The organism is Radiobacillus sp. PE A8.2 (assembly GCF_045635475.1).
Taxonomy (GTDB): Bacteria; Bacillota; Bacilli; order Bacillales; family Amphibacillaceae; genus JBJGXI01.
Genome location: NZ_JBJGXI010000016.1, coordinates 1 through 14,876, shown reverse-complemented (window position 1 = coordinate 14,876; position 14,876 = coordinate 1). Strand labels below are relative to the sequence as shown.

Sequence of the window (14,876 nt, the reverse complement as noted above, 5' to 3'; positions counted from 1 at the left end):
CCGCGTTCCTCTAACCACATGGAGGGTTCTTATAATGACAATCACAATGGTGTTACTTTTGGTGGTGTCCGCAATTCTTTTTGTTGCATTCTTATTCCTTATCTTATTGGGTAAAACGAACCGATGGGTAAAGATTATTTCATCTATATTAATTATTGGGTTAGTATCAATGATTGGTTTAAAGTATTATCAATTAAATTATGCAGATCGTGGAATTTATAAAAAAGTAACAGAACGAAATGGTTATACTTTAATTAAAAAAGATCCTGTTGATATAGAGTTTTATATTAAATCTGAATGGATCAAAGATAAGGAAAAAAAAGAGAAGATAATAAATAAAAAAGTTGCTGTTGAAAACAATACAATTATTTTACTTAACAAAGTTGTAAACAGAGAAAATGATATATACTTTCTCTTTAATATATCCCCTAAGATGAATTACGAAAAAGGAAATTTTATAGCTAATGTTACATTTAACGAAGATGGATCAATAACAACCGTTTCTAATCAAATAGAACTATATAATGACGAACAACAAGGAATTAATATTGTACAAAGCGGAAATGGTGCTAAATCCAATTTTGGATTCGCAATTTCAAATGAAGATTACGATAAAATAAAAGATGGTTTTTTTGTAAAAAATTCAAATTTCTCACTATATCAATATCAAATCAATTAAATTTCCTTTTTCTGTACAAAACGGGGAACAGAGGGTCAGGTTTACTGTTCCGGTCTATGAAAGCTTAAGGTCCTGCTGGGACGATAAACCTGACCCCACGTTCCACTTAACTAAAAAAATCCACGCCTTGGCAATGAACCAAAGCGTGGATAATAATTATTTTATTACATCAAATGTAAATGTCGTTTTAGCTGTATATGTTTCATCTTTATTTAGAATTACAGAAGGAAATCCTTCGTGATGGAGCGATGCAGGTGATGCCTGTGTTTCTAGACAAATACCAAGATGCTGCTTAGATGGTCCTTCTAATAGTTCTAGTGAGTCGTCTAAGCTATTGGATGTATACATGACCATCCCAGGTTGGTCGGTAGTAACAATTAGCTTTCGACCACTTTGCTGATCTTCTACGATGGCTTGCTCAGGTCTGGTATGATCGAACAGAAAGTAGTGATCATAGCCTTTTCCAGCATTAAGGTTTTGATCATAATCTGATTTTACACCGTCAATAATCTGGCGCCCTAATTGGAAATCAAACACGGTATTCTCAACAGACAGTTGTTTTCCAGTTGGGATTAGTTCCGCGTCTAATTCAACAAATTTACTGCTGTTTAAGGTAACCTTATGATTCTTGATATCATTTTTTAAATTACCACTTAAGTTGAAATAAGAGTGGTTTGTTAATGTTAATGCGGTCTTATGATCAGAATTAGCTTGATAACTTATCGCTAATTCGTTTTTGTTATTAAGCGTATAAGTAACATTTACTTGTAGGTTACCAGGATAACCACCTTCACCGTCAGGGCTAAAATGGGATAGTTTTAAGCCAACTTCATCTGCATTTTCAAATGGTGCCACATCCCAAATTGCCGCATGAAATCCGTGCGATCCACCATGTAAGTGATTTTCTTCATTATTCGCTTCCAATGAGTAAACTTCGTTGTCTAATTCAAACTGTGATCCTTGAATTCTTCCTGCTACTCTACCGATTAGTGCGCCAAAGTAAGTTGGATTCTGCTTGTAATCATCAAGATTTCGGAAGCCTAAAACAACATTCTCTATATTGTTGTTACGATCTGGCGCCATAATTTTAGTAATCACACCACCAAGGTTTAAACAGCTAACTTCCATACCGTTGTCATTCACTAATGTATAAAGCGTTATGTCGGTTTGTACTTGCTCTGATTTTACTTGCATCCTAAAGCCTCCAATTGATAAGGCTGTTTTCTAAGAGATTGTTGTTAATGCGCAAAATAGCTAATATGCGTCGTAATGCAGTGCTCGTGATTTCCGCTCCAGGCAGTCGCTTTTCACTAGTTTAAAGCGTTTTTCTTTAAACAGGCACAGCTTCAGCTAACTCAGAAGCAAATGTTTTCGATGGGACGAGTAATCGCAGTCCAAAATTGCGCTTCTGAGTGGATCTTCAGCTCGTGCTTTTCCCGCAGGACTTTGAATTAACTTCCCCGAATTACACCGCACGAAGAAAATGCGGTTTTCATTTTTGAGGATCGACTGCCTGGAGCTCCAATCACCCGACGTAAAGTGCAATCCCGTTAGCAGCGGAGGAAATGCCCTTCGACTCCTGCGGGAATAGTGGCCTAAGTGAGACCCCGCAGAACGCAGTTCGAGGAGGCTCACTAGCCCCCCGCGGAAAGCGAAGGGCATTTCCGGAGCGGGTCAAGCACTCTCCAAACAACGACGCATTTTACTTCAAATATGACATAAAAAACAACAAACTCTACGAAAAGAGCCATTGATAAAAATGCTGTTCAAAAAGTGACGAAAAGATTCGCCGCGGATCATTTGGCACTTTTTGAACACTCTATGCGTTTAACGTATTAATAAATGCCCTAAAAGCATCCCTTCCTACTTTATTCACCTTAAACACGCCAGAATCCTCTAACACTCTGGTGAATTTCTTTCCTAATTCATCCTTAATCGTTTGGTCAACATTGCTCTCATTTAATCGATCTTTGTAACTGGATTTCATTTGATTGGCCCATTGTTGGTGATAATCAGCTACGCTTGATACCTCACCTAACAAATAAGCACGTATTTCATCGATTTCCGTTTTTAGACGAGGCGGTAAGACTGCTAATCCCATTACCTCAATAAGGCCAATATTTTCTTTTTTAATGTGGTGTACATCTTCATGTGGATGGAAAATCCCTAACGGATGCTCATCTGTTGTACGGTTATTTCTTAACACTAAGTCAAGTTCAAACAGTCCATCACGCATTCGGGCAATTGGCGTAATTGTGTTATGTGGTGTCTCATCAGTATAAGCATGAATGGCGTTACTTTCATCGCTGTAGTTTTTCCATACATCAAGAATATAAGTTGCCGCGTCAATTAGTTTAGTTCTACTTTTCCCAGATAAACGGATCACGGACATTGGCCATTTCACAACGGCTGCTTGAAGGCTAGGATATTTGTCTAGAACAAATGTAAACTCATTTTCTGCTCTCGTCATCCCGAACTCGTATCGACCAGCTTGATAGTGATCATGACTCAAGATACTGCCACCGACAATTGGCAGGTCAGCATTTGAGCCAACAAAATAATGAGGGAACTTTTCAACAAAAGCTGTTAAACGATCAAAGGAACCGCGGTTTACTTTCATATCTCGATGCTCACCCGCAAGTAAAATTGAATGCTCGTTGTAATATACATATGGTGAATATTGAAGGAACCATTGTTCACCAGCTAAAGGAACTTCGATAATACGGTGATTCGATCGTGCTGGATGACCAATTCGTCCTACGTAGCCTTCATTTTCCGCACAAAGCAAGCATTTAGGATACTGAATTGTTTGCTTCATCGCACGTTCTCTTTTAATCTGTTCGGGATCTTTTTCAGGTTTTGATAGGTTAATTGTAATATCCATCTCACCATAAGGTGTACTTGTTTTATAATGGATGTTCTTGCTAATTCGCTTCATTTGGATGTAATTACTATTTTTGCTGAGTGCATAAAAATAGTCTGTTGCTTTTTCCGGTGAATGCTCATATCTATCATAAAACTGTTTATTCACGGTTGATGGCATTTCTAAAAAGCAATTCATGATATTTGCTGATAATATTTCTTTTTCGTCTAATATATCTTCGACGATATTATTGTCTACCGCATAAGTTATCAGTTCTTCAAGTAGATCGGGTATCGATTTGTCAGTTGGCGTATAGTCTTCTTCAAAGCTAGCAAGTTGCAGGTGACCAAGGATCTGATTCCGTACATAAATAGCATCACTTTTTTCAATTAACTCTACTTCCACACCTTTTGCCACCAGCTGAGAGATGCGTTTATATATAGACATAATCTTATTACCCTTCCTCTCCATAACCAGTTGGGTTATTTTGATGCCAATTCCAGGCATCTTTAATAATGTTAGTGATTTCTAATCTTTTTGGTTTCCACCCGAGAATTTTATTCGCTTTATCAGACGAAGCAATAAGAACACTCGGATCACCTGCGCGTCTGTCAACTAACTTTGCTGGAATGTCTTTACCTGTTACTTTTCTTGCTGCTTCAATTATTTCTTTAACAGAAAATCCTTGGCTGCTTCCTAAGTTGAACACATCGCTAGTTCCACCGTTTTTCAAATAATCAAGTGCCAATAGATGTGCTTCAATTAGGTCTTCAACATGAATATAGTCACGTATGCAGGTACCATCTTCGGTATTATAATCGTCACCGTAAATCATGATCTGCTCTCGTTGTCCTAAGGCAACTTGTAATACAATTGGAATTAAGTGTGTTTCTGGTCGGTGATCCTCACCAATTTCAGCAGATTCTCTTGCACCTGCAACATTAAAGTAGCGTAAGGAAACGTATTTCATATCATAAGCTACTTCACACCATTTCATGATCTTTTCCATTGTTAACTTTGTTTCGCCATACGTACTGGTTGGCAATGTTGGCATATCTTCCGTTATCGGTACTGACTTTGGCTCGCCATAGGTTGCTGCTGTTGAAGAAAATACAATCTGTTTTACACCAAATTCATGCATTGCTTGCAGCAGGACTTGTGTACCATAAACGTTGTTATCAAAGTATTTTAAAGGATTTTCCATCGATTCACCAACAAGGGAATTAGCTGCAAAGTGAAGCACAGCTTCAATATTCTCGTGCTCAAATACTTCTCTTAAGAAATGTATGTCGCGAATATCGCCTTGATAAAAATTAGCATCAGGGTGAACCGCATCTTTATGCCCGGTTTCCAAGTTATCGATAACGACAACATCTTTGTTTTGATCAATTAGTTGATATACCGCATGTGAGCCAATATAACCAGCGCCACCTAAAACTAAAATACTCATTTGAACACCCCTTCATTCTCGATTTCTTTTGCTCCGTCTCCAATCGTAGCAACATAAAACGTAGGTTCATAACCAATTTTATTCAGATATACATCGTGGATGTTTTGTTTAAAGCTATCAACATGGTCCTTTTCAACGATGGCGATGGCACAACCGCCAAATCCTGCACCAGTCATGCGTGCGCCTAACACACCTTCTTGTTGCCAAGCTGTTTCAACAATCGTATCTAATTCAATGCCTGTTACTTCATAATCATGCTGTAAAGACAGATGAGATTCGTTCATCAGCTTACCGAAGTCATCTAGTTTGTTTTCTTTTAATTTTTCTAAAGCGGCCAATGTACGTTGATTTTCATATACCGCATGCTTTGCTCGGATCATGTCCGTCGAGTTTTTAATTAAGTGTTTATGTTCTTCAAACTGTTCAATTGATAATTCTCCCAAACTAGTAATGCTCAACTCGGACTGCAAATCACCTAAAGCGCGCTCACATTCACTTCTTCTTTCATTGTATTTAGAGCCAGCAAGTTCTCTTCGTTTGTTTGTGTTAATAATGATAATTACTTGGTTTTCTAGGTCTAGTGGTGCGTAACGATACTCGAGCGATTGACAATCCAAAAGAATTGCATGGCCTTTTTTCCCTTTTCCTATTGCAAACTGATCCATAATTCCACTGTTTACACCGATGTACTCGTTTTCAACTTTCTGTCCAAGCTGCACCATACGAACACGATCAATCGTTAGGTTAAATAAATTTTCTAAAATAACACCAGTTGCCATCTCAATCGATGCTGATGATGACAAGCCTGCTCCATTAGGGATGTTTCCGTAATAGAGAATATCTGCGCCAGTTGTTATGGAGAAACCGTCTTGTAAAAAGGCGCGAATCATTCCTTTAGGATAGTTAGCCCAGTTATCTTGATCCTTGAAATCAAGATTGCTAAGGTCACATTCAATGACACCTTTTTCCGGAAAGTTAACCGAATAAAATCTAAGTTTATTGTCGTTGCGCTTTGCTGCTAGTGCATAGGTTCCGAATGAAATAGATGCTGGGAATACATGACCACCATTATAGTCCGTGTGTTCTCCAATCAAGTTGATTCTACCTGGTGCGAAAAAATAGCGAGGTGTATCATCGCTGTTAAAAATAGTCTGAAATTCCTTTAATAAAGAAGCGGGTGTTTGTTCCATCAGTTATCATCCTTTGCATGTTATTATACTTAATTAAATTAATTTATTATCTATTTTACATGTAGTTTCTGTTTATTTCAATCTAATCTCACATATTATTTACATTAAATTTTGGTAGTATGTAAAAGAAAATCCAAATAATATGATAGTAGTTAATTGCTAAGTCATCGCCGATTCTCTCCAGTCGCTCCGTTTCTAGGGCGGCGCTCTGAGCTTTTCTTAATTAATGAAAATCCGATCTGTTCTGGCTGTGCCATCAGTTCACCTATTTGCATGAAATCAAACAGAATAGCAGTTAATTCATAAAATAAGGACAGTGGTGGCCGATTAATCTTAAATTTATTAGTTCAACACGTGACCGAGTATGTTTAAGGCTAAGAGCTTCCAACATGTACTAGATCAGGGCGTGACCGAGTATGTTTAATGCGAAGAGCGCCCAACATGTACCAGATCAACACGTGACCGAGTACGTTTAAGGCTAAGAGCTTCCAACATATACTAGATCAGGGCGTGACCGAGTATGTTTAATGCGAAGAGCGCCCAACATGTACCAGATCAACGCGTGAACGAATACGTTTAATGCGAAGAGCGCCCAACATGTACCAGATCAACGCGTGAACGAGTATGTTTAAAGCCAAGAGCGCCCAACATGTACTAGATCAACACGTGAACGAGTACGTTTAATGCGAAGAGCGCCCAACATGTACTAGATCAGGGCGTGACCGAGTATGTTTAAGGCGAAGAGCGCCAACATGTACCAGATCAACGCGTGAACGAGTATGTTTAATATGAAGAGCCCCAACATGTACTAGATCAAAGCGTGAACGAGTACGTTTAGTGCCAAGAGACCCTACATCTACTAGATCAGAGAACTAAACTATCCACGCAACCCACTCCAGCCAGATCGAGCAAGGGTGTTGAGGTAGCAAAGTTTTGGGCTTCATGTACTTTTCTTTAAAAAGCTGTTTTTATATAGATTGTTGCTTTTTATACCGTACTGAATATAGGTTGATATAAAAAGGTTTAAGGAGGCATTTGAGTATGTGGAAGGAGTTCTATTTATCTCCAAAAAAATAGGCCTGCTCGATAACAAGCAGGCAACAGAAAGAATCACTTAAAGGGGCTATCATTTTGTTGAGAAAGCTAAATTGTTAGCATTGCTCTGTCGAACAACTTCACTATTTCATCCAGTTAATAACCTAGTGTTAATTTAGTTTTAAACAATTGTAAATTCAACAGAAACACTACGTTACATAAAAGAAACAAGTTTTAAATGATAAAAATAGTTACTAGATGTTGCCAAATATTTAATATTCTAGCCCACATCGTTTATCATAGAGGTGAACTATTATAAATTAGGAGGTTTGCAACATATGGAACATAAACAGTTGAAACCATTTCCAAATAATTTTCTATGGGGCTCTGCTTCAGCAGCTTATCAAATTGAAGGCGCTTGGAATGAGGATGGGAAAGGTCCGTCCGTGTGGGATGTATATACGAAGAAAGAAGGCACTACATATAAAGGAACTAACGGTGATGTTGCGGTAGACCATTACCACCGATATAAAGAAGATGTTGCCCTTATGGCGGAAATGGGCTTGAAGGCTTATCGTTTCTCAATCGCTTGGAGCCGCATTTATCCACAGGGTAAAGGAGAAGTAAATGAAGCTGGCTTGAAATTTTATGATGATTTGATCGATGAACTTATTAAACATAACATTGAGCCACTTGTTACTGTATATCATTGGGACGTTCCACAAGCATTGATGGACGAGTATGGTGCTTGGGAATCACGTCAGATTATTGAGGATTTTGACAACTATTGCTCCACATTATTTAAACGCTACGGAGATCGCGTAAAGCATTGGGTTACGCTAAATGAGCAAAACATTTTTGTTGGCTTAGGCTACCGTGATGCGATTCATCCTCCAGGGGTTAAAGATCTGAAGCGCATGTATCAAGCGAACCATATTGCAAACTTGGCTAATGCAAGAGTAATTCAATCGTTTAGAAAACTTGTTCCAGATGGAAAAGTAGGGCCAAGTTTTGCCTATGGACCTGCGTATCCATTTGATAGCAATCCAAAAAATGTGATTGCTGCGGAAAATGCAGAAGAAATGAATAGTCATTGGTGGATGGATATCTACGTGTGGGGTAAATATCCACAAGCAACATGGAATTATTTAGAAGACAATGGTTTGGCGCCAACAATTGAAGAAGGTGACATGGAGCTACTTGCAAATGCAAAACCTGACTTCATGGGTCTGAACTATTATCAATCGGGTACATTTGAGCATAACCCACTAGAAGGTGGCGTTGGTGCTACGAAGATGAATACAAGTGGAAAGAAAGGTACATCCAAAGATTCTGGTGCACCTGGACTATTTAAAACAATAAAAAACCCATACCTCGATACAACGGATTGGGATTGGACAATTGACCCACAAGGAATACGAATTGCCTTGCGTAGAATTTCAAACCGCTATCAATTACCTGTACTTATTACGGAAAATGGATTAGGTGCGTTTGATACATTAGAAGAAGGCGACATTGTTAACGATGATTACCGCATTGACTACTTACAAAGTCACGTAGAAGCTATCCAAGAAGCAATTAGTGATGGCGTTGACGTATTAGGTTATTGCACATGGTCGTATACAGATTTATTAAGCTGGTTGAACGGTTACCAAAAACGTTACGGCTTTGTCTATGTTAACCGTGATGAAGATGGTCCAAAAGATCTTCGCAGAATTAAAAAGAAGAGCTTTTATTGGTACCAAGACGTTATTAAAAATAATGGTTTAAAATAACAAGGAAAGAGACTGCTCATTCACGAGCAGTCTCTTTGCATTGCGGACAAAGCTGGGGAGTCATTGGCGGCCACCACAGCCTTTATCTGTGACAAAAAAGGCATAATTTCAATTGGGCGGCCACCACTGCACTTATTTGAAGAAAGTGGATGCTAAAGTAGGGTGATTCTGGCAAATAAGGGCTGTGGTGTCCGGACAATCATCAAAACAGGAACTTCAGGTAAAATAAGTGCACTGGTGGCCGCTCGTTTCCGGTTGCAGCCCCTAAACAGTGAGCAACAGTGCCCAACCCATTAATTCCAGTAAAACAAGCATATATCTAATTTTTTGTAAATAACTATCATAGTAGTTTACTTTCCTATTAAAAAACTACTATGATGAATAGAAGGACTTACATAGGAGGAACATTCTTTGAACAATACGAATCAAATACATATATCATTACTAGTAACTAGTGATGTCCATGGTTATATTTTTCCAACTAATTATATAGACCATACCGAGCGTCATTTAGGTTTAGCTAAAATAGCAACAATCGTTAAACAAAAGCGAAAACAAGGGCATGTCCTATTAATGGATAATGGCGATTTAATCCAAGGCAGTCCACTTACGTTTTATCATGCTAAATATAAAGCAAATACACCGAACCCGATGATTAAAATTGCCAACCAATTAAACTATCGTGCATCTGTATTTGGGAATCATGAATTCAATTACGGGTTAGATTATTTACAGTCGGTGATGAACGAATCTAATTTTCCTTGGCTTTCTGCAACGGTTTTAGATGAACAAGGTGAGCCTGCATTTGGAAAACCTTATATTATCGAAAATATAGATGGTGTGAAGGTCGCTATCTTAGGTATTACAACCCATTACATTCCAAACTGGGAAGATCCAAAAAATATTAAAGGCTTAACATTCTCCGATGCACTAGAAACGACAAAAACATGGGTGAACAAGATTCGAACGAATGAACAACCAGATGTACTTGTTGTATCGTACCATGGGGGATTTGAGCGTGACTTAGAAACAGGTGAACCAACAGAAGAACTAACGGGAGAAAACCAGGGTTATCAAATCTGTATGGAAATCGAAGGAATTGATGTGCTATTAACGGGACATCAGCACAGGTCGATTGCCGACTATTTAAATAATGTAGCGGTTGTACAGCCAAGTAATAACGGCCAGTTGTTAGGCGAAGTAAAGCTCTCCTTACAGAAAAATGAAGACAAATGGGAATTGAAACAATGTCAGCCAGCATTGATTTCTGTTGATGAGGAGATACAAGCGGACCCTGAGGTTTTATTACTGGCGAAGGAGTATGAGGAACAAACGCAAGCGTGGTTGGATACACCGATTGGCGAGATCGACCGTGATATGCTAATCACCGACCCATTCCAAACGAGGCTGCAAGATAGTCCATTGATTGAGTTTATTAATTCTGTGCAAATGGATGTTGCAGGAGTAACGATTTCGAATACATCGCTATTCAATAATACGTCACCAGGTTTTAAACAAAAGGTAACGATGCGTGATATTGTATCGAACTATGTTTATCCAAATACGTTAAAAGTAATTCGAATTACAGGCAAGGACATTAAAGATGCTTTGGAAAAATCAGCAACGTACTTTGAAATTGACGAAAGCGGCGAAATTAGTGTTAACCCTGCATATGTGGAACCGAAACCACAGCATTACAATTATGATATGTGGGAAGGTATCGAGTATGAGTTGAAAATTTCTAATCCTGTTGGCGAACGCGTCACGATGCTACACTATCAAGGACAACCAATCGATTATAAAGCCGAATACGATGTAGTGATGAATAACTATCGTGCAGGTGGCGGTGGAAACTTTCATATGTTCCAAGGAAACCCAGTTGTGAAGGATATTCCTACTGATATGACGGAATTAATCGCTAACTATATAATGAAACAAGGTAAAATTAATGCGACCTGTAATCAAAACTGGAAAATAACCAAATAAGTAACAATTTTGTATGAAATAACCCCTTCTAGTGGACAATATCCCTAGAAGGGGTTATTTGCGTTTTGTCTTGGTTGTAAGAAATGTAAGACTGTATAAATCCACTAATAAGGGGAAAAAGATGAAAGTGATTTTAATGAGGAGGTTATTATCATGGCGGAAAACAAAGATAAAAATGCTTCAAATCAAGAAAATGAAAACCGTGAGACGCTGACAACTCGTCAGGGACATCCTGTGTATGACAACCAAAATATTCGTACTATTGGAGATCGTGGTCCAGCTACACTTGAAAATTATCATTTTATCGAGAAAATTTCGCATTTTGATCGCGAAGAGGTACCAGAGCGTGTGGTGCATGCACGTGGTTCAGGAGCATTTGGTTATTTTGAAACATACGGAAAAGTTGGTGATGAGCCGGTAGAAAAGTATACACGTGCTAAAGTATTTTCTGGAGCTGGTAAGAAAACACCATTAATGGTTCGTTTCTCTACGGTGGCAGGAGCGAAAAATGCGCCTGAAACTGATCGTGACCCCCGAGGTTTTGCGGTGAAAATGTACACAGAAGATGGAAACTGGGATCTCGTTGGTAACAACTTAAAGATTTTCTTTATTCGTGATGCGATGAAGTTCCCTGACATGATTCATGCGTTTAAAGCAGATCCGGCTTCCAATGTTCCCAATCCTGAACGGATGTTTGATTTCGTTTCCCGTACACCGGAGGCGACACATATGATTACATTTCTTTTCTCGCCATGGGGAATTCCGGCTACATATCGCCACATGCAAGGTTCTGGTGTTAACACGTATAAATGGGTGAACGAAAAAGGTGAGGCCGTTCTTGTAAAGTATCACTGGGAGCCAAAGGTAGGCATTCGAAATTTAACACAAAAAGAAGCTGATATGATTCAAGCGAAAAATGTAAATCATGCCACAGAAGATTTATATGAAGCGATTGAAAAAGAAGATTATCCGGAATGGGAGTTATTCGTTCAAATTATGGAGGATAGTTACCACGAGGAGCTTGATTTTGATCCGCTTGATGATACAAAGTTGTGGCCAGAGGATAAGTTCCCGTGGTTGCCGGTAGGACGCATGGTCTTAGACCGCAATCCAGTAGACTTTCATGCAGATATTGAACAGGCAGCTTTTGGTACAGGAGTGCTTGTTGATGGCATGGACTTTTCGGATGATAAAATGTTACAAGGACGCACCTTCTCATACTCCGATACACAACGCTATCGTGTTGGTGCAAATTATTTAAAGTTGCCAGTAAATGAGCCGCAAACAAAAATTCGCACAAATCAGGAGCGCGGACAAATGGATGTACGCGACCCGAAAGAGTCTGGTGATAATCCACATATTAACTATGAGCCATCGATGCTTGGCGGTTTTAAGGAAGCAGATAGAGAAGGACGCATGCCGCATAGACCAACATTTAATGCAGCAGCAATGAGTGCACCAATTGACCGTCCCAACAACTTTGGGCAAGCAGGCCACACCTACAGAAGCTTCGAAGACTGGGAGCGTGACGAATTAATTAAAAACCTATCCGATGCACTTTCGATATGTGATAAAAAAATTCAGGATGCTATGATTGATCACTTCACACAAGCAGATGGAGATTATGGTCGTCGTGTGAAAGAAGCAATTGAAATGAAAATGAAAAGTATGAAGGAAATGAAAGATATGGAAATGGATAAAGTCCCAGGGCGTGAAGCGAGTAAAACAAGATATGGGCAAGGTTCATTAGCTGCAAACGAGGCAACAGAGGAAGCCGTTAAGAAAAGCCACGAAGCTGATCCGTATTAATATGTGAAGATGATTGAAGCTTGAGGGGAAACCTCAAGCTTTTTCTATACTTGGAGAGTACTTGCACAGCTCCGGAAATCCACTTCGCTTTCCGCGGGGGGCTAGTGAGCCTCCTCGTCGCTTCGCTCCTGCGGGGTCTCACTTACGCCACTAGTCCCGCAGGAGTCGAAGTGGATTTCCTACGCTGCTAACGGGATTGCTCTTCATGTCGGGTGATTGGAGCTCCAGGCAGTCGACTCCTGCGGGACAGCGCGAGCTGAAGATCCACTCAGAAGCGCATTTTGCTTCTGAGTTAGCTGAAGCCGTGCCCGCGGAAAGCGACTGCCTGGAGCGTAAATCACAAGCACTTCGTGGAATTTAACTTTAAATATTAAATAAAAAAGCAACAAACGCTACGAAAAGAGTCATTCTATAAAAGGACCGATGCAATAACTCCACCAATTCCTGCTAACGTACACATTACACCACCAAATCGCGTAGAAAAAATATAAAAATCAGAAGGCTCTGTACCGTCATTTGACTTCCAGCTCTCTGTTATTTCCCACACTAAACTAGGCTTGAAAAGCATGAGTACACCTGCTGCTAGTACAAATATCGCGAGCAATATCATTTCCTTACACCTCCGTATGTTCATCTCCTGTACTATACGGTTAGACTCGGCGGATAGTTTCAGTCTATTAAGCGCAAATATTCTGCAATTATGTAATTTCCATGTATAAAACATTCAAATATTACCCCACAATGACAAAGATGACAAGAATATGATAGATTGCTAGGTTTGTCATACACTCTTAATCTCCCTGTAACCACAGGAGTTTCTTATCTATGTTAGGATAGGGCTTGTCACAGAAAAAGGAGGTACAATAAATGAAGAAAGTAATAGTGTCTCTAATCATTTTAATCAGTATAGCAATTGTAATCAGCTTACCGGCATCAGCGGTAGAACAAAACAATCAACGAACTCACAATACACAATTGATTATAGATGAAGAATTAAATTTCTTTTCACTTTTCCAAAATGAGAACAATGCAGCAGAAGATGTAGTAACACATGATGTACAAGCAGGTGATTCCTTAAAGGAAATTGCTAACGAGTATAATGTACGTATCGAGGATTTAACAGCTGTGAATGCATTAACATCAGATGTGATCACTCGTGACCAGCAGCTCGTAATCCCAAATATCGATGTGCCAGAGCCTACTCCTGTTAAAACGGAACAAGCAACTGCTAAAAAGCAAGAACAAGCTGACCCGCAACAAGATGAAGTGCAGAAAGCAAGAACACAAGAAAATAAGGCACAGCAAGAACAAGACAAAACACCAGAGAAGAATAAGCAAGAATCTGCTGAAACGTTAACAATGGTAGCCACAGCTTATACAGCAGAGTGTGCAGGATGCTCTGGTATAACATCAACAGGGATTAACTTAAACGAAGATCGTGACAAAAAAGTGATTGCAGTTGACCCTAATGTGATCCCATTAGGAACAAAAGTACACGTTGAAGGCTATGGAACAGCTATTGCTGGTGACATAGGTGGCGCAATCAAAGGAAACAAGATTGATCTACATGTCCCAACAACAGAAATTGCTTTACAATGGGGAGTTAGGGAAGTAGAAGTTACTATATTAAGTTAGTTTTAGTTAATTTAAAAAGCGGAGGTATACTTGAAATCATTCAAGGCCCTCCGCTTTTGTTTGTTATAGGTAAAAATAAATTGATGATTCTTATGGATAGGCACTTTTCGTAAAGTTTGTTGCTTTTTATTACATAGTTGAAGTAAACTCCGTCGTAACTTGGAGAGTGCTAGCACCGCTGCGGAAATCCACTTCGCTTTCCGCGGGGGGCTTGTGAGCCTCCTCGTCGCTTCGCTCCTGCGGGGTCTCACTTACGCCACTAGTCCCGCAGGACAAGGAAAGCTACGACAGCGAAGCATCGCACGAAGAAAATTGGGTTCCATTTTCGAGGAGTCGAAGTGGATTTCCTCCGCTGCTAGGGGGGTGCCTTTACGTTGGGTGATTGGAGCTCCAGGCAGTCGACTCCAGCGGGAACAGCACGGGCTGAAGATCCACTCAGAAGTGCTCTTTGGGA

At 39.5% G+C, this 14,876-nt stretch carries 10 protein-coding genes; 5 read left to right on the top strand and 5 right to left on the bottom strand.

The annotated features are described in order from the left end of the window. Nucleotides 1-34 precede the first annotated feature (34 nt). A complete protein-coding gene (locus ACI6MV_RS10250) occupies nucleotides 35-679 on the top strand; it encodes a hypothetical protein (protein ID WP_407270196.1) in 645 nt (214 codons plus the stop codon). 156 nt (nucleotides 680-835) lie between these two features. On the opposite strand, the gene ACI6MV_RS10245 is transcribed toward ACI6MV_RS10250, so the two are convergent. From ACI6MV_RS10245 to ACI6MV_RS10230, 4 genes are all read right to left on the bottom strand, one after another. After that, on the bottom strand, nucleotides 836-1,873 hold the full coding sequence (locus ACI6MV_RS10245) for an aldose epimerase family protein (RefSeq protein WP_407270195.1): 1,038 nt from the start codon (nucleotides 1,871-1,873) through the stop codon (nucleotides 836-838). Nucleotides 1,874-2,498: 625 nt separating this feature from the next. Then, nucleotides 2,499-3,989, bottom strand: a complete 1,491-nt coding sequence (galT, locus tag ACI6MV_RS10240; RefSeq protein ID WP_407270194.1) for a UDP-glucose--hexose-1-phosphate uridylyltransferase — start codon at nucleotides 3,987-3,989, stop codon at nucleotides 2,499-2,501. A gap of 7 nt (nucleotides 3,990-3,996) precedes the next feature. Then, nucleotides 3,997-4,992, bottom strand: coding sequence for a UDP-glucose 4-epimerase GalE (galE, locus tag ACI6MV_RS10235; protein WP_407270193.1), 996 nt, complete (start codon nucleotides 4,990-4,992; stop codon nucleotides 3,997-3,999). Further along, entirely contained in the window at nucleotides 4,989-6,182 is a 1,194-nt protein-coding gene (locus ACI6MV_RS10230; RefSeq protein WP_407270192.1) for a galactokinase, read from the bottom strand. Before ACI6MV_RS10230 ends, galE begins: the two co-directional genes overlap by 4 nt. A 1,373-nt stretch (nucleotides 6,183-7,555) precedes the next feature. On the opposite strand from ACI6MV_RS10230, the gene ACI6MV_RS10225 reads away from it, so the two are divergent. The 3 genes from ACI6MV_RS10225 to ACI6MV_RS10215 all read left to right on the top strand — a co-directional run bounded on the left by ACI6MV_RS10225 (nucleotide 7,556) and on the right by ACI6MV_RS10215 (nucleotide 12,787). After that, complete coding sequence (locus ACI6MV_RS10225; RefSeq protein WP_407270191.1) at nucleotides 7,556-8,992, top strand: glycoside hydrolase family 1 protein; 1,437 nt, start codon at nucleotides 7,556-7,558, stop codon at nucleotides 8,990-8,992. 411 nt (nucleotides 8,993-9,403) lie between these two features. Continuing rightward, nucleotides 9,404-10,978, top strand: a complete 1,575-nt coding sequence (locus tag ACI6MV_RS10220; RefSeq protein WP_407270190.1) for a bifunctional metallophosphatase/5'-nucleotidase — start codon at nucleotides 9,404-9,406, stop codon at nucleotides 10,976-10,978. Nucleotides 10,979-11,131: 153 nt separating this feature from the next. Beyond that, nucleotides 11,132-12,787 carry a catalase gene (locus ACI6MV_RS10215; RefSeq protein ID WP_407270189.1) on the top strand — a complete coding sequence of 552 codons (1,656 nt, stop codon included), beginning with the start codon at nucleotides 11,132-11,134 and terminating at the stop codon, nucleotides 12,785-12,787. Nucleotides 12,788-13,196: 409 nt separating this feature from the next. Here the strand turns inward: ACI6MV_RS10215 and ACI6MV_RS10210 are convergent, their stop codons facing one another. Beyond that, a complete protein-coding gene (locus ACI6MV_RS10210) occupies nucleotides 13,197-13,397 on the bottom strand; it encodes a DUF6199 family natural product biosynthesis protein (protein WP_407270188.1) in 201 nt (66 codons plus the stop codon). 257 nt (nucleotides 13,398-13,654) lie between these two features. Here ACI6MV_RS10210 and ACI6MV_RS10205 point away from each other — a divergent pair, with 257 nt between their 5' ends. Then, nucleotides 13,655-14,422, top strand: a complete 768-nt coding sequence (locus ACI6MV_RS10205; RefSeq protein ID WP_407270187.1) for a 3D domain-containing protein — start codon at nucleotides 13,655-13,657, stop codon at nucleotides 14,420-14,422. The last annotated feature ends 454 nt before the right edge of the window (nucleotides 14,423-14,876 follow it).